The organism is Micromonospora sp. NPDC005161 (assembly GCF_053599855.1).
The window spans coordinates 125,632-140,860 of sequence record NZ_JBSFYQ010000004.1 but is presented as its reverse complement, the minus strand read 5'-3'; the positions used below and the strand labels follow the sequence as shown (position 1 = coordinate 140,860).

Below are 15,229 nucleotides of genomic sequence, written 5' to 3'. Positions count from 1 at the left end.
GGTCACATCGGTGCGAGTTGATCGAGCCGGCGGAGGATGACCCCCTCGCGCAGCGCCCAGGGGCAGATGTCCAACGACTCCAGATCCAGACGGCGCATGACCGCCTCGGCGACCACCGCGCCGGCCAGCAACTGATGGGCCCGGCCCGTACTGACCCCTTCTAGCTCCATCAGTTGGGCCGGCGGGATGTGCCGGATGAAGCCGATGACCTGCCGCAACCCGGCGCGGGTCAGGCTGCGCCGCGCCCAGAGCCCGGCCCCGGACGGCGCCGCCCCGGCCAGCCGGGCAAGGGTGCGGAACGTCTTCGAGGTGCCCACCGCCCGGTCCCAGCCGACGCCGGTCATCTGGTCGACCACCTTGTCCAGCCGGCCGTCCACGTACTCCCGCAGCTTGTCGACGGCCTCCGCGGACGGCGGCGCCGCGCTCGCCGGGTCGACCTGCAACCGCTCCCGGGTCAGTCGGCCGGCGCCGAGTGGCAGCGAGACCGCGACGGTCGGGTCCTCGTCGATCCCGGCGGCGATCTCCAGCGAGCCGCCGCCGATGTCCAGCACCAGCAGCCGACCGGCCGACCAGCCGAACCAGCGCCGCACCGCCAGGAAGGTCATCCGCGCCTCGTCCGCCCCGGAGAGCACCGCCAGCCGTACGCCGGTCTCGTCGCGGACCCGCGCCAGCACCTCGGCGGCGTTGGTGGCGTCACGCACCGCGGAGGTGGCGAACGCGATCAGGTCGTCGGCCTCCAGCCCGGCGGCCGCCGCCTTCGACATGCCGACCGCCTTGACCAGACCGTCCGCGCCCGCGTCGGTCAACGCTCCGTCGGGGCCGATCTGCTCGGCCAGCCGGAGCACCACCTTCTCCGAGTGCGCCGGCCACGGGTGCGCGCCGTGGTGCGCGTCCACCACCAACAGGTGCACCGTGTTGGATCCGACGTCGAGGACACCCAGTCGCATGGTGAAGACCCTAGGTGCAAGACGTTTGCGCGGCTCGCCGGCCCGCAGAGGGGACCGCGCGTACGCTGGGCCGGGTGACGATGGAGCTCCGCGTAGTGGTGGACGATCCGGGTGACCCGCGCAGCCGCGAGGTGCCGCTGGACTTTCCCCGGGAGTGGATCGAGTTCGCCGACCCCGCGGACGAGGCCCACCTGATCCGGGCCGACCTGACCTGGTTGCTCTCCCGCTGGACCTGCATCTTCGGCCGGGGCTGCCACGGCATCATCGCCGGCCGGTCCGCCGACGGCTGCTGCTCGCACGGGGCGTTCTTCACCGACTCGGACGACGAGAAGCGGGTCCGCAACGCCGTCAAAACGCTCACCCCGTCGACCTGGCAGCACTTCCGGCGAGGGTTCAAGAACTGGACCGACAACGACACCATCGACGGCAAGAACCCGGCCCGCCGGACCGCGACCCAGGGTCCCGACGGTCCGTGCGTCTTCCTCAACGACGCCGATTTCGCTGGCGGGGGTGGCTGCGCGCTGCACGCCCAGGCGCTGCGCGACGGCGTGCACCCGTTGGAGTACAAGCCGGACGTCTGCTGGCAGCTGCCGATCCGACGGGACCAGGACTGGGTCAAGCGTCCGGACAACAGCAAGGTGCTGGTCTCCACCCTGTCCGAGTTCGACCGGCGGGGCTGGGGTGCCGGCGGGCACGACCTGGACTGGTGGTGCACCTCCTCGACGGACGCGCACGTCGGCGCCGAGCCGATGTACCTGTCGTACGGGCCCGAGTTGACGGCGCTGATTGGCGCGGCCGCGTACGAGCGGCTGGCCGAGCTGTGCGCGGCCCGAACGAAGCAGGGCCTGGTCGCCCCGCACCCCGCCGACGAGGTCTGACCGGCATCGCCCTGGACGTGGCTGGTCTGGCGTCCGTACCCCGTGGGCCCTGTCGACCTGCCCCAGATGTGGGGCTGACCGCGCGTCGCGCCGCGGGCCCGTCAAGCCTCACCGAGAGCCGCGCGGTTGGTGGCTGCCGGGCGGCTCTCGGGGGGTTGGGCGGTCCCACATCTGGGGCAGCTCTACAGGTGGGGAGGGTGATCTCCCCGGCCGGTCTGGCCCCACCGAGCGCGGGCCCTTTCGGGTACGCCGATCACGGCTCGAACTTGTAGCCCAGGCCCCGGACGGTGACGATGAAGCGCGGCGCGGACGGCTCCGGCTCGATCTTGGAGCGCAGCCGCTTGACGTGCACGTCCAGCGTCTTGGTGTCACCGACGTAGTCGGCGCCCCAGACCCGGTCGATGAGCTGACCCCGGGTCAGCACCCGGCCGGCGTTGCGGAGCAGCAGCTCCAGCAGCTCGAACTCCTTGAGCGGCAGCTGCACGGCACCACCGTCGACGGTCACCACGTGCCGCTCGATGTCCATCCGCACCGGCCCGGCGGCCAGGGTGGGGGCACCCGAGTCGGCCACCTCCGGGCTCTGCCGGCGCAGCACCGCCCGGATCCGGGCCACCAGCTCGCGGGGCGAGTACGGCTTGGTGACGTAGTCGTCGGCGCCGATCTCCAGGCCGACGACCTTGTCGATCTCGCTGTCGCGGGCGGTGACCATGATGATCGGAACGGCCGACCGCTGCCGGAGCTGGCGGCAGACCTCGGTCCCCGACATCTCCGGCAACATCAGGTCGAGCAGCACGATGTCGGCGCCGGTTCGGTCGAACTCGGTGAGGGCGTCGGTGCCGGTCGCGGCGACCGAAACCTCAAAGCCCTCCTTGCGGAGCATGTACGACAGGGCGTCGGAGAACGACTCCTCGTCCTCGACCACCAGAACGCGGCTCAACGGGGATTTCCTTTCCATTGCTGTCAGACCTGCCGTAGCTCGGCCGGACCGGCCTCGATCCCAGCCGGCGGCAGTGTCGCCAGCAGGTCGTCCGGTGGACGGGCGGGCAGCCGGAGGGTGAACGTCGATCCACCACCAAGAGTGCTCGACACCTCCACCCGTCCGCCATGGTTGCTCGCGATGTGTTTGACGATGGCCAGGCCGAGCCCGGTGCCGCCGGTGGCACGCGAGCGGGCCTGGTCGGCCCGGTAGAACCGCTCGAAGATCCGGTCCACGTCCGTCGGGGCGATGCCGATGCCCTGGTCGGCGACGGCGATCTCGATGTGCTCGTCGTCGCCGTGGATGGCGACCTGGACCGTGGTGTCCGCACCCGAGTAGTTGATGGCGTTCTCCACCAGATTCGCCACCGCGGTGGCGAGTTGGGTGTCGCTGCCGTACGCGGTGAGGCCGCGCTCCCCGGTCACCGACACCTCGACGCCCCGGGCGGAGGCCGTGGTGCGGGTCCGGTCGACCACCTCGGCGATCACCCAGTCCAGCGCCACCGGTTCCGCCGGCGGCTGCGGCTCGGCGCCCTGCAACCGGGTCAGCTCCAGCAACTCCTGCACCAGCCGACCCAGCCGGGTCGACTCGTGCTGGATCCGTTCGGCGAACCGGCGGGCGGCGACCAGGTCCTCGGAGAGGTCGGGTGCCGCGGCCTCGGCCGGCTCGGTGGCGTCGAGCAACGCCTCGGCAAGCAGTTGAAGCGCCCCGATCGGTGTCTTGAGCTCGTGGCTCACGTTGGCCACGAAGTCACGTCGCACCCGCGTCAGTCGGTGCGACTCGGTCACGTCGACCGCCTCCACGGCGATGAAGCCGTTGCCGAGACCCATCGCCCGCAGGTGCACGCCGAGCGGGTTCTCCCCGGCGCTGTCGCGACCCCGGGGCAGGTCCAGTTCGATCTCGCGCCGCACCCCGGTGCGCCGCACCTGGCCAGCGAGGGTACGGATCAGCGGGTGTGCGGCTATCGAGCCCGGGGTGCTGCCGGTGCGCAGCAGACCCATCGCGCGGGCGGCCGGGTTGATCAGCACGGGCACGTCGTCGTTGTCCAGCACCACGACACCGGCCCGGAGCGAGTCGATCGTCCGGCGGCCGAGCCCGGTCTGCTGCTCGTCGGCTATCGCGGGCCTCCCCCTGCTCCAGCGGGAGCCTGCGCCCCCCGTCGACGTGGAGAGGCCCTCCCGCGCCGGCAGGAACCGGGACAGCAGGAAACCGGCGGCCAACCCGGCCACCAACGCCACGGCCACCACGACCGCCACCGCCCACTCCACCCGGCGATCGTAGGGTCATTGTTAACCTGGCTACCACACAGACCGGGACGAACCACCCTCACTTTCGCGAATGTTCACCCCCGCGTCTGGCGTCGTTCACCGGGGTTCATCAACGGTCCGCCCGCGCCACCTACCGTTGGCGGCGCACCTGCTCAACCCCTGCGCCGACACCCGTCGGCGGCGACCGACCACAGGACGTGATGATGCGCGACGAGTTCCGGGCCGATCTCCAGATCGTCAGCCAACTACTGGTGGACATGGCGGAGGGCGTCCGCGCCGCCATGCGCCAGGCCACCCGGGCCCTGCTCACCGCCGACCGGCAGGCCGCCGAGACGGTCATCGAGCGGGACGCCGAGATCGACGACCTCTACCGGCACGTCGAGGAGAGGGTCTGTGACCTGCTCGCCCGGCAGGCGCCGGTCGCCTCCGACCTGCGAGCCATGATCACCGCACTGCACGTGGCCGCCGACCTGGAGCGGATGGGCGACCTCGCCGACCACGTGGCGAAGACCGCGCTGCGCCGGCACCCCTCGCCCGCCGTACCGGCGGAGCTGCGGACGATCTTCACCGAGATGTCGGACATCGCCGACCGGATGGCGGTGAAGATCGGCTCGGTGCTGGCGAAGCCCGACGCCGACCTCGCCGGCGAGCTGGACCGCGACGACGACGCGATGGACGAGCTGCACAAGAACCTGTTCGCCATGCTGCTCGGCGACGACTGGCCGTACGGGGTGGAGACCGCTATCGACGCCACGTTGCTCGGCCGCTTCTACGAGCGCTTCGCCGACCACGCGGTCAACGCCGGTGAGCACGTGGTCTACCTGATCACCGGGGAGAGCGCCCCCACCGCCAGCTGACGTGCAAGGAAGGGCCCCTTGTTATCGCTTTTCGCATAACAAGGGGCCCTTGCTAACGTCTCAGCGGCCCTGGTTGGCGACCGCGGCGGCGGCCGCCTTGGCGGCCGTCGGGTCGAGGTAGGTGCCGCCCAGGGTGAGCGGGCGCAGCTGCGGGTCGAGGTCGTAGCGCAGCGGTATGCCGGTCGGGATGTTCAGCTTGGCGATCGCCTCGTCGGAGATCTGGTCGAGGTGCTTGACCAGGGCCCGCAGCGAGTTGCCGTGCGCGGCCACCAGCACCGTCCGGCCGGCCAGGACGTCCGGCACGATCGAGTCGTACCAGTAGGGCAGCATCCGCTCGACGACGTCCTTGAGGCACTCGGTGCGCGGCATCAGCTCGGTCGGCAGCAGCGCGTACCGCGGATCGCCCACCTGCGACCACTCGTCGTCGGCGGCGATCGGCGGCGGTGGGGTGTCGTACGACCGGCGCCAGAGCATGAACTGCTCCTCGCCGTACTCGTCCAGGGTCTGCTTCTTGTTCTTGCCCTGCAGGGCGCCGTAGTGCCGCTCGTTGAGCCGCCAGGACCGGCGCACCGCGATCCAGTGCCGGTCGGCGGCGTTCAGCGCCAGCTCGGCGGTGCGGATCGCCCGGCGCATCACGCTGGTGTGCACGACGTCCGGCAGCAGGCTGTGCTCGCGCATCAGCTCGCCGCCGCGCCGCGCCTCACCCTCGCCCTTCTCGGTCAGGTCGACGTCCACCCAGCCGGTGAAGAGGTTCTTGGCGTTCCAGTCGCTCTCGCCGTGCCGCAGCAGGACCAGCGTCCCGACGGTGGGCCCCTCGCTCGCAGTCATGCGGATCATCCTGCCTCAACCGCTGCCGGGACACGCGGGCACCCGTCGTGACGACCACCACGTGAAAAAGCTGGTGACCAGCGACTCCGCGCCCGACTAGGTTGTAAGGCGCTCAAGTCACATCGGTCATTACTTGCAAGCGGGGGCACCACGTGCGGACGATGCGGAGCTGGTTCCGGGATACCACCGGCGGCCTGCCAACCACTTTCTGGTACCTGTGGACCGGCACGCTGATCAATCGGCTCGGCTCGTTCGTCCTCGTCTTCCTCGCCATCTACCTCACCCAGGAGCGCGGTTTCTCCGCCTCCCAGGCGGGCCTGGTGCTCGGGCTGTGGGGCGTCGGCGGCGCGGTCGGCACCACCGCTGGCGGCACCCTGGCCGACCGGTGGGGCCGGCGACCGACGTTGCTCACCGCGCACGTGGGCGCGGCCGCGATGATGCTCGGCCTCGGGCTGGCCAAGGACCTCTGGGCCGTGGCGTTGGGCGCGCTGCTGCTCGGCTTGTTCGCCGAGGCGGCCCGGCCCGCGTTCGGGGCCATGATGATCGATGTGGTGCCGGCGAAGGACCGGTTGCGCGCCTTCTCGCTCAACTACTGGGCGATCAACCTGGGCTTCGCCTGCGCCGCCGTCCTCGCCGGCCTCGCGGCGCAGGCCGACTACCTGCTGCTCTTCGTGGTCGACGCGGCCACCATGCTGATCACCGCGCTGATCATCTTCACCCGGGTGCCGGAGACCCGGCAGAGCGGCCGTGCGGCCACCGCGGCGAAGGCCCCGCGCGGCGCCCTGCGGACGATCCTCAGCGACCGGGTCTACCTCGGCTTCGTGGCGCTGAACCTGTTGGCCGCCCTGGTGTTCCTCCAGCACATCTCGATGCTGCCGATCGCCATGAGCGACGACGGCCTCAGCCCCGCCACCTACGGCTCGGTGATCGCGCTCAACGGCGTCCTGATCGTGATCGGCCAGCTCTTCGTGCCCCGACTGATCCGGGGCCGGAGCCGCTCGCACGTGCTCGCGCTGGCCGCCGTGGTGATGGGTGCCGGGTTCGGGCTGACCGCGTTCGCCGGCACCGTCTGGCTCTACGGGCTGACCGTGCTGATCTGGACGGTCGGCGAGATGCTGAACTCGCCGTCCAACTCCACCCTGATCGCCGAGCTCTCCCCGGCCGAGCTGCGCGGGCGCTACCAGGGCGTGTTCTCCCTCTCGTGGCAGATCGCCGGTGCCTGTGCGCCGATCCTCGGCGGCCTGGTGCGCGAGCATGCCGCCAACGCCACGCTCTGGCTCGCCTGTGCCGCGATCGGCGTCGTGACCGCGGTGGCACACCTGGTGTCCGGCCCGGCCCGGGAGCGACGCGCCGCCACCCTGCGCCGCACCGGCGAGGCGCTGGCACCGATCAGCGCCACCCCGCCGCCCGCGGCGCAACCCGCTGAGGCGGCGACCGTCTGACCGGCGGACCGATCGCTGTGACGAAGAGCCCATGATCAGGTAATCGGGTAGCGGGACCCGGGTCGATTTCCTACCGTTCAGAGGAAACAGTTAGGAAACCGAACTGTCGGGAGGTCGAGTGCACGCCCTGCGGCACTGGTGGCACGACACCGCGGGTGGGCTTCCCGCCACCTTCTGGTACCTCTGGGCCGGCCTGCTCATCAACCGAGCGGGCGCGTTCGCCATGCTCTTTCTGTCGCTGTACCTCACCGACGCGCGAGGGGCCAGCGAGGCGCTGGCCGGCACGGTGGTCGGCGCGTACGGGGCCGGCGGGGCGGCCGGCGTGCTGCTCGGCGGGGTGCTGGCCGACCGGTGGGGCCGTCGGTCCACCCTGCTCGCCGCGCACCTGGTCACCGCCGTCCTGATGGTGGCGCTGGCCTTCAGTCGACCCCTGCTGTTGATCGCGGTGCTCTCGGCACTGGTCGGCGTGGTGCACTCCATGCCGAGCCCGGCCTTCGTCGCGGCGATCGTGGACGTGGTGCCCGCGCAGCGCCGCTCACGCGCATTCAACCTCCAGTTCTGGGCGTTCAACCTGGGCATGGCGGTCGCCTCGGTGCTCGCCGGGGTGCTGGCCGAGGCGAGCTTCACCGCGCTGTTCCTGGTCGACGCGGCCGCCACCCTCACCGCCGCCGCCGTGATCGGCTGGAAGGTGCCGGAAACCCTGCGGCCCAGTGCGACGACGCCGACCGCACCGCCTGCGGAGCGCTCCGTCCGGTCCCGGGGACCGGGTCTGCACACCGCGCTCACCGACCGGACCTTCCTGGTCTTCGTCGGGCTCACGTTCGTGCTGGCCGTGCTCACCCTGCAGACCCAGACGATCATGCCGCTGGCCATGCGCGCGGACGGCCTGGGCCCCTCGGCGTACGGGCTGGTCGTGGCGCTCGGCGGCGCGCTGATCGTGCTCGGGCAACTGTTCGTACCCCGGCTGATCGACCGGCACCGCAAGGACGTCGTGCTGGCGGCCTCGACCGCCCTGCTCGCGGTCGGCTTCGGCGTACTCGCGGTCGCCGACGAGCTGGCCGTCTACCTGGGCGCCGCGGTCGTCTGGACGGTCGGCTCGATGCTCGCCGCCCCGCCCAACGCGCAGATCAACGCGGATCTGGCACCGCCGCAACTGCGCGCGCGGTACCAGTCGGTCTTCTACCTGACGTTCCCCGCCGCGGCGTTCGTCGCACCCACGCTCGGCGGGGTGAGCCTCCAGTACCTCGGCGACCGGCACTGGCTGATCGTGGGTGGGCTCGGCCTCCTGGCCGCGTTCGGGCATCTGCTGGCCGGGCCGTCCCGGGAGCGGCACGTCGCCGCGCTACGCCGGGCCGCCGACCGGGAGCCGACACCGCCCGGGGACCGCGTGCCGGCCGCCTGATCGGGCCGAACCCGCCACGGGGTACGACACACGCAAAGCGCCCACCACGACCAAAGGTCGTGGTGGGCGCCCGCCGGCGGGGCCGGCGGCGGCGGGCAACACTCACCCCCGTAAGCGTCGCCCGCTCGCGCCGCCGGTCCAAACAGGTGGGCACCGTCCCCCAACGGTTGATCCACCCGTCCCCTCGCGCCTCGCCTGGTGCGCGGATCTGATCGATCCGCCGCTCCCCCGAACGTTTCCAAGCGTGGCGCGGTGCAATAAAGTTAGTTCGCCCGGATTCTGGATTCAACCCAGACCACTGTCTTGCCGGTCACAACCGGCGAGTATCCGCAGTTCGGGCCTCGGTCTGTGGCAACAGCCGCATACCCCTCGCGCATTCCCGCAAACACCTCAACCGTCCTCCCGATCGGGTGATTCGGTCCGGAAGAAGTTGCTCTGCCGGCCGTCCCGCATCTGCTCCTGGTAGATCAGGTTCAGCCGACGCAGGTCGAAGGTGTGGAACCAGGCATCCCAGGTGATCTCACGGATCCGGCTGCTCTCCCGGTAACCGGGGATGTTGAAGGTCAGAACCCCCGCCCGGCCCTCCCGCTCGGTGCCGGCGATGGTCGCCGGCTTCGCCCCGCGCTCGCGTGCCCAGCGCTGGATCACCTCGTGGTTCGCGGTGATCAGGCTCCGTCCCGGGCGCTCCGGCCGGTCCGCGATCGACGAGATCACCTGCGAGCTGCGAACCGACCGTCCGGTGCCCCGACCGGTCCGGATCCCGCCAGCCGCCGTACCGCCGCCGGCCGGCCGGGCCGTCGCAGCACGCTTGGCGGGCGCCGCCCGCTTCGCCGCCGACGGCCGCGCCGGGGCCTTCTTGGCCGGAGCCTTCCGCGCGGGGGCGGTCCCGGCCGTCGTCGCCTTCCGGGCCGTCGTCGCCTTACGCGCGGCCGTCGTCTTGCGGGCGGCCGCCGTCTTGCGGGCGGTCGTCGACTTCGCCGCGGTCGTCTTCTTCGCCGGCGCCGTCGTCCTCTTCGCGGCCGTCGTCTTCTTGGCGGCCGCCGTCGTTCTCTTCGCGGCCGTCGTCTTCTTGGCGGCCGCCGTCGTTCTCTTCGCGGCCGTCGCCTTCTTGGCGGCCGCCGTCGTTTTCTTCGCGGCCGTCGTCTTCTTGGCCGCGGCCCGCTTCGCGGGGGCGCTCTTGTTCGCCGGCGCGGCCTTCGCGCGGCTCGGCGCCGCCCGCGCCGCCGACTTCTTCGTCGCGGCGGCACGACCCGCCGACGCCCGGGTGCCGGCGGCCCGGCCGGCCGGACCGGTGCTGCGCCGGCCCGCGCCACTGCTCTCGGCGCGCAGCGAGCGCACCAACTGTTTCACCAGGTCGGGCTTGCGCAGTGCGGAGATCCCGGAGACCCCGCGTTTGCGCAGTTGCCCGCGGATGTCGTCCACCCGCATCCCGGAGATCTCCGACTCGGAGATTCCGGGAGTGTTCGGCGTCTGGTTGCCGGTCTGTCGTTTCGTCCTGGTCGCAGTCCCGCCGCGACCTGAGCTGTTCCGCTGAGCCATGGGACGCTCACGCTCCTCGACACTCCGTCCTCGGCGCGCGGGGGTCCCTTGCCGCACCGCGCGGTGCGGCATACCCGTCAGGACCGCTCCGAACCACCAGCCGGCAACCCGCCTCCGGGCGCTGGGGTCGAGCCGGGGTGCGACGGGCGGTCAGGCCGGGTCGGAGCCGGAGGGCTCGAAGAGGTGCGCGAAGGCGGCCAGGTTGGCGGTCGACTCGCCGCGCTTGACCCGCCACTCGTACTCCCGGCGGATGGAGCTGCCGAAGCCGATTTCCAGCATGGTGTCGAAGGACTCGTCGGCGTACGTGAGCACCGCACCGAGGAGCCGGTCCAGCTCGTCGGCGTCGACTCCGGCCGGGTTGACCCGCCCGGTCAGGTACACGTCGCCGACCGCGTCAGTGGAGAAGGACACCCCGTACATCCGGGCGTTGCGCTGCAACAGCCAGGCCCACAGCTCCTCACGCCGCTCGTCCGGCTGGCGCATCACGAACGCCTCGATCCGCAGCGCGTGCTCGCCGACGATCAGGTTGCAGACCGTCTTGAGCTTGTGGGTGCCCGGCAGGGTCACCGCGTACGAGCCCGGCCCGGTCGACTCGCAGGCCAGCTCGCGCTCGGCACAGACGGACTCGATCAGGGTCGCAAGATCGCTCTGTGGGCTCACCGGACCCACTCTACGACCGGCCCGGCCGGAGCACCGGGCGGCGACCAGCGCCCGGTCACCAGGAGCAGGAGAGCGCGGGGTTGCCGGCGAGGTCGGCGACGAGGCGGGCGCGGTGCGCGGCGGTCGCCTCGCCGTAGACGGCGAGCAGGCCGGCGACCGTGCGGTCCCAGGAGAAGTGCCGGGCGTGCTGCGCGGCGCCTCGGGCCAGCGCCGCCCGCAGGGCCTGGTCCGGCAGCAGGCGAGCCAGCGCGAGGGCCCAGTCCACCGGGTCGTGCCCGTCGATCAGCACCCCGCTCACCTGATCTCGTACGGCGGTGACCAGCCCGCCGACGGCGGCGGCCAGCACCGGCGTACCGGAGGCCTGCGCCTCCAGGGCGACCAGCCCGAAGGATTCGTTGTGCGACGGCACCGCGACCAGGTCGGCCGCCCGGTACAAGGCCGGCAGGTCGTCCCCGGTCTGCGGCGGCAGGAAGCGCACCCGGTCGGTGACCCCGAGCGCGGCGGCCAGCTCGATGAGCGCGGTCGGCCGGTCCAGCCCGCTGCCGCTGGGCCCGCCGCAGATCGCGACCGTCACCTGGTCGGCCAACGCCGGATCGCGCTCCCGCAGCGCGGCGACCGCGCGGATCAGCACGTCGGGTGCCTTGAGCGGCTGGATCCGACCGACGAAGGTCACGAGGTACCCGTCGACCGGAAGTCCGAGCCGTTGGCGGGCGGCCCGGGCGACCGCGGACCGGTCGCCCGGCGCGGGCCGGAACCGGTCCAGGTCGACGCCCGGCTGCACGACGGCGACCTGGTTGGGGTCCGCGTCGTACCGCTCGACGAGGTCGCGGGCCTCCACCCGGGTGTTGGCGACCAGCCGGTCGGCCTCGGCGACCACCTGCTCCTCGCCAATCACCCGGGCCTTGGGCTCCGGCCGGTCACCGGCCGCGAGCTGGGCGTTCTTGACCTTGGCCAGGGTGTGCGCGGTGTGCACCAGCGGCACCCCCCAGCGCTCCTTGGCCAGCCAGCCGACCTGGCCGGAGAGCCAGTAGTGGGAGTGGATCAGGTCGTAGTGGCCGGGCGGGCGGGACGCCTCGGCGCGCAGCACCCCGGCCGTGAAGGCGCAGAGCTGACCGGGCAGCTCCTCCTTGGTCAGCCCCTCCAGCGGGCCGGAGGTGATGTGCCGGACCTGCACGCCGGGGGCCATCTCGACCACCGGGGGCAGGTCGCCGGAGGTGGCGCGGGTGAAGATCTCCACCTCGACGTTGGCCTCGGCGAGCCGCCGGGCGACCTCCAGGATGTAGACGTTCATTCCCCCGGCGTCGCCCGTGCCGGGCTGGTGCAGCGGGGATGTGTGCACCGACAGGGTCGCGATGCGGCGGGGCCGAGGCCACGGTTGGGCACCTCGCTGACGCCCGACGCCGGTGTGCAGTTCCGCCACGTCCGCTCCTCTTGTAACGGTTAATGCCGCCTCGCACGACCGGCGCTTCTCGGTCAACCCGTACGCCGGATCTCATCTTCCCCATCGGCCTACGGAAATTCGTCGGCGCGGCCCCCCGGCGTGACGGACCTCATCACCGCTCACCCTCCATGCCCGCTGCCGACAGCCGTCACGCCCGCCCGGACCGGGCTGGAGGGCCGGGGTGACAATGACGGGATGACCTCTGTCGCCATCGTGACCGGAGCCTCCAGCGGGATCGGCGCGGCCACCGCCCGCCGGCTCGCCGCCGAGGGTTTCCACGTGCTCGCCGCCGCCCGCCGCACCGACCGGCTCGCCGACCTGATCGCCGAGATCGCCGCCGCCGGCGGGCAGGCCACCGCGGTGACCTGCGACGTCACCTCGGACGAGTCGGTGGCCGGGCTGGCCGAGGCCGCCGCGCGGGCACCGGGGCCGGTCACCCTGCTGGTCAACAACGCCGGCGGCGCGCGCGGGCTGGACCCGGTGGAGTCCGGTTCGATCGACGACTGGCAGTGGATGTACGACGTGAACGTGCTCGGCACGCTGCGGGTGACCCAGGCGCTGCTGCCGGCGCTGGAGGCGTCCGGGGCGGGCACGATCGTGGTGGTCTCCTCCACCGCCGGCCTGACCGTGTACGAGGGCGGGGGCGGCTACGCCGCCGCGAAGCACGCGCAGACCGCCATCGCCGGCACGCTCCGGCTGGAGCTGTGCGGGCGACCGCTGCGGGTGATCGAGATCGACCCGGGCATGGTGAAGACCGACGAGTTCGGGCTGGTCCGCTTCGACGGCGACGCGGACCGGGCGGCCGCCGTCTACGCCGGTGTGCCCGATCCACTGGTCGCCGAGGACGTGGCGGACTGCGTCGCCTGGTGCGCCACCCGCCCCGAGCACGTCAACGTGGACCGGCTGGTGGTCCGGCCGCGCGCGCAGGCCGCCCAGCACAAGGTGCACCGGGTCGCAGTGAAGCGCGAGGAGTGAGCCGATTTTGCGAGCCCCGCAGTCGCGAGCCGAGGGCCGCAGTGAAGCGCCGGGAGTGAGCGGGGCGGCGCGGCGGCGGCCGCTCGGCGTGGTCACCCGGGGGACGACGAATCCGAACCGACTCCGCCGGGTGGACAACTGGATCGTCTCCACCTGCGCCGACCGGCTACGGGCGGCGGCCGATCCCCTGGTGGTCGATCTCGGCTACGGCGCCACCCCGGTGACCGCGGTGGAGCTGCGGGCCCGACTGGCCGCCGGGGTCCGCCGGGACGTACGGCTGGTCGGGCTGGAGATCGACCCGGCCCGGGTGGCGGCCGCGACGCCGGACGCCGACCCACCCGGGCTGACCTTCGCCCGGGGCGGATTCGAGCTGGCCGGGCTCCGGCCGGTGCTGGTCCGCGCGTTCAACGTGCTGCGCCAGTACGACGAGCACGAGGTGTCGGACGCGTGGCGGACGATGACCGCCGCTCTGGCCCCCGGAGGGGTGCTCGTCGAGGGCACCTGCGACGAGCTGGGCCGGCTCGCCGGCTGGCTGCTGATCGACGCCGACGGCCCCCGGACGCTGACCCTGGCCGCGAAACTCACCACGCTGGGCAGCCCCGCCGAGCTGGCCGAGCGGCTGCCCAAGGCGCTGATCCACCGCAACGTCCCCGGCGAGCCGGTGCACGACCTGATCCGGGCGCTGGAGGGCGCCTGGCAGGCCGCCGCCCCGTACGCCACCTTCGGCCCCCGCCAACGCTGGCTACGCGCCGTGACCCACCTGAAAGAAGCCGGCTGGCCCGTCCTGAACCGCCCCCACCGCTGGCGGCAGGGCGAACTGACCCTCCCCTGGCCCAGCGTCGCTCCCAGCACCTGACGGGGCCGGGCCGGGGGGTCAGAGGGCGCAGTTGATGAGGACGGGTTCGGGGTGCAGGGTCACGCCGAAGCGGGTGTGCACGGTGTCCCGGATGTCGGCGGCCAGGGTGAGCAGGTCAGACGTGCTGGCTGCCCCGCTGCGGTTGGTGAGGGCCAGCGTGTGCTTGCCGGAGATCGCCACGCCGTCCGGGCCGGGGTGGCCCTTGGTGAAGCCGGCCTTGTCGATCAGCCAGGCCGCGCTCACCTTGATCGTGTCGTCGTGGCCGGGCCAGGCCGGCGGCTCGCCCAGCTCGGCGGCGCGCTCCCGGAGCAGCTCGTACGTCGCCCGGTCGAGCACCGGGTTGGTGAAGAACGAGCCGACCGAGCGGGTGTCCGGGTCGGTGGCGTCGAGCACCATGCCCTTGCCGGCGCGCAGCCGCAGCACCGCCGCTCGGGCATCGGCCACCGGCACCCGCTCGCCCACCTCGACACCGAGCGCCCGGGCCAGTTCGGCGTAGCGCACCGGGCCGGAGAGCGGGGACCGGGCGAGCCGGAAGTCGACGGAGAGCACCACCATCCGGTCCCGGTACTTGAAGATGCTGCCCCGGTATGCGAAGCCGCAGTCGGCGGCGGGGACGAACTGGCGGTTGTCCTCGGCCCGGTCGTACACCTCGACCCCGGTGATGGTCTCGGCGACCTCCTGGCCGTACGCGCCGACGTTCTGGATCGGGGTGGCACCGGTCGAGCCGGGAATGCCGGAGAGGCACTCCAGCCCTGCCCAGCCGTTGGCCACGGTCGCCGCGACGAGGTCGTCCCACGGCTCGCCGGCCTCGACCCGTACGGTGACCGAATCAGCGTCCTCGGCGATGATCCGCAGGCCGCGGGAGCGCACCAGGACGACGGTGCCGGGGAAACCGGCGTCGCCGATCACCACGTTGCTGCCGCCGGCCAGGATCAGGAGCGGGTCGTCCGTGGCCCGAATGGCCCGGACGATCTCGTCGGCACTGCCCGCCGCCATGATCCGCCGGGCCGGCCCACCCATCCGCAGCGTGGTGTAGCCGGCCAGTGGACCAGTGCTGGCACGATCGGCTTCGGTTGTCGGCTGGGCGTAGGCGTCTGACACGTCTTTCACCTTAGGCTGAGGGGCAGCCGTGGCACCCAGTGGTGGCCCGGCACCCCCGG

14 protein-coding genes are annotated in these 15,229 nt (G+C 72.4%); 6 read left to right on the top strand and 8 right to left on the bottom strand.

Translation table 11 applies throughout. The features are described from left to right. Positions 1-2: 2 nt before the first annotated feature. On the bottom strand, positions 3-947 hold the full coding sequence (locus ACWD5O_RS05925; protein WP_354963608.1) for a Ppx/GppA phosphatase family protein: 945 nt from the start codon (positions 945-947) through the stop codon (positions 3-5). An 80-nt stretch (positions 948-1,027) separates the two neighbouring features. Between ACWD5O_RS05925 and ACWD5O_RS05920 the strand changes: the two genes are divergently transcribed. Continuing rightward, complete coding sequence (locus ACWD5O_RS05920; protein WP_354963670.1) at positions 1,028-1,825, top strand: hypothetical protein; 798 nt, start codon at positions 1,028-1,030, stop codon at positions 1,823-1,825. Between the two features lie 253 nt (positions 1,826-2,078). Here ACWD5O_RS05920 and ACWD5O_RS05915 read toward each other — a convergent pair whose 3' ends face one another. Next, the gene (locus ACWD5O_RS05915) at positions 2,079-2,762 is read right to left on the bottom strand and encodes a response regulator transcription factor (protein WP_074314832.1); all 684 of its coding nucleotides are present in this window, start codon (positions 2,760-2,762) and stop codon (positions 2,079-2,081) included. A gap of 23 nt (positions 2,763-2,785) precedes the next feature. After that, positions 2,786-4,069, bottom strand: a complete 1,284-nt coding sequence (locus ACWD5O_RS05910; RefSeq protein WP_354963607.1) for a sensor histidine kinase — start codon at positions 4,067-4,069, stop codon at positions 2,786-2,788. A gap of 203 nt (positions 4,070-4,272) precedes the next feature. Between ACWD5O_RS05910 and phoU the strand changes: the two genes are divergently transcribed. Continuing rightward, entirely contained in the window at positions 4,273-4,926 is a 654-nt protein-coding gene (phoU, locus tag ACWD5O_RS05905) for a phosphate signaling complex protein PhoU (protein WP_450084711.1), read from the top strand. Between the two features lie 60 nt (positions 4,927-4,986). Here the strand turns inward: phoU and ACWD5O_RS05900 are convergent, their stop codons facing one another. Then, positions 4,987-5,754: a phosphoglyceromutase gene (locus ACWD5O_RS05900; RefSeq protein ID WP_450084710.1), complete on the bottom strand. Its 768-nt coding sequence runs from the start codon at positions 5,752-5,754 to the stop codon at positions 4,987-4,989. A 161-nt stretch (positions 5,755-5,915) separates the two neighbouring features. Between ACWD5O_RS05900 and ACWD5O_RS05895 the strand changes: the two genes are divergently transcribed. Both ACWD5O_RS05895 and ACWD5O_RS05890 read left to right on the top strand, forming a co-directional pair. Continuing rightward, positions 5,916-7,196, top strand: a complete 1,281-nt coding sequence (locus ACWD5O_RS05895) for an MDR family MFS transporter (RefSeq protein ID WP_450084709.1) — start codon at positions 5,916-5,918, stop codon at positions 7,194-7,196. 118 nt (positions 7,197-7,314) lie between these two features. Further along, positions 7,315-8,598, top strand: a complete 1,284-nt coding sequence (locus tag ACWD5O_RS05890) for an MFS transporter (RefSeq protein ID WP_450084708.1) — start codon at positions 7,315-7,317, stop codon at positions 8,596-8,598. Between the two features lie 390 nt (positions 8,599-8,988). Here ACWD5O_RS05890 and ACWD5O_RS05885 read toward each other — a convergent pair whose 3' ends face one another. The 3 genes from ACWD5O_RS05885 to mshA all read right to left on the bottom strand — a co-directional run bounded on the left by ACWD5O_RS05885 (position 8,989) and on the right by mshA (position 12,217). Beyond that, positions 8,989-9,927 carry a hypothetical protein gene (locus ACWD5O_RS05885; protein ID WP_450084754.1) on the bottom strand — a complete coding sequence of 313 codons (939 nt, stop codon included), beginning with the start codon at positions 9,925-9,927 and terminating at the stop codon, positions 8,989-8,991. 360 nt (positions 9,928-10,287) lie between these two features. Beyond that, positions 10,288-10,797, bottom strand: a complete 510-nt coding sequence (locus ACWD5O_RS05880) for a YbjN domain-containing protein (protein ID WP_450084707.1) — start codon at positions 10,795-10,797, stop codon at positions 10,288-10,290. Positions 10,798-10,852: 55 nt separating this feature from the next. Then, positions 10,853-12,217 (bottom strand): D-inositol-3-phosphate glycosyltransferase, encoded by a 1,365-nt coding sequence (mshA, locus tag ACWD5O_RS05875; protein WP_450084706.1) that lies wholly within the window; start codon positions 12,215-12,217, stop codon positions 10,853-10,855. Positions 12,218-12,433: 216 nt separating this feature from the next. Between mshA and ACWD5O_RS05870 the strand changes: the two genes are divergently transcribed. Both ACWD5O_RS05870 and ACWD5O_RS05865 read left to right on the top strand, forming a co-directional pair. Beyond that, positions 12,434-13,213 carry an SDR family oxidoreductase gene (locus tag ACWD5O_RS05870; protein ID WP_450084705.1) on the top strand — a complete coding sequence of 260 codons (780 nt, stop codon included), beginning with the start codon at positions 12,434-12,436 and terminating at the stop codon, positions 13,211-13,213. A gap of 55 nt (positions 13,214-13,268) precedes the next feature. Next, the gene (locus ACWD5O_RS05865; RefSeq protein ID WP_450084704.1) at positions 13,269-14,069 is read left to right on the top strand and encodes a class I SAM-dependent methyltransferase; all 801 of its coding nucleotides are present in this window, start codon (positions 13,269-13,271) and stop codon (positions 14,067-14,069) included. Positions 14,070-14,087: 18 nt separating this feature from the next. On the opposite strand, the gene ACWD5O_RS05860 is transcribed toward ACWD5O_RS05865, so the two are convergent. After that, positions 14,088-15,170 (bottom strand): UDP-N-acetylmuramate dehydrogenase, encoded by a 1,083-nt coding sequence (locus ACWD5O_RS05860; RefSeq protein WP_450084703.1) that lies wholly within the window; start codon positions 15,168-15,170, stop codon positions 14,088-14,090. Positions 15,171-15,229 lie beyond the last annotated feature (59 nt).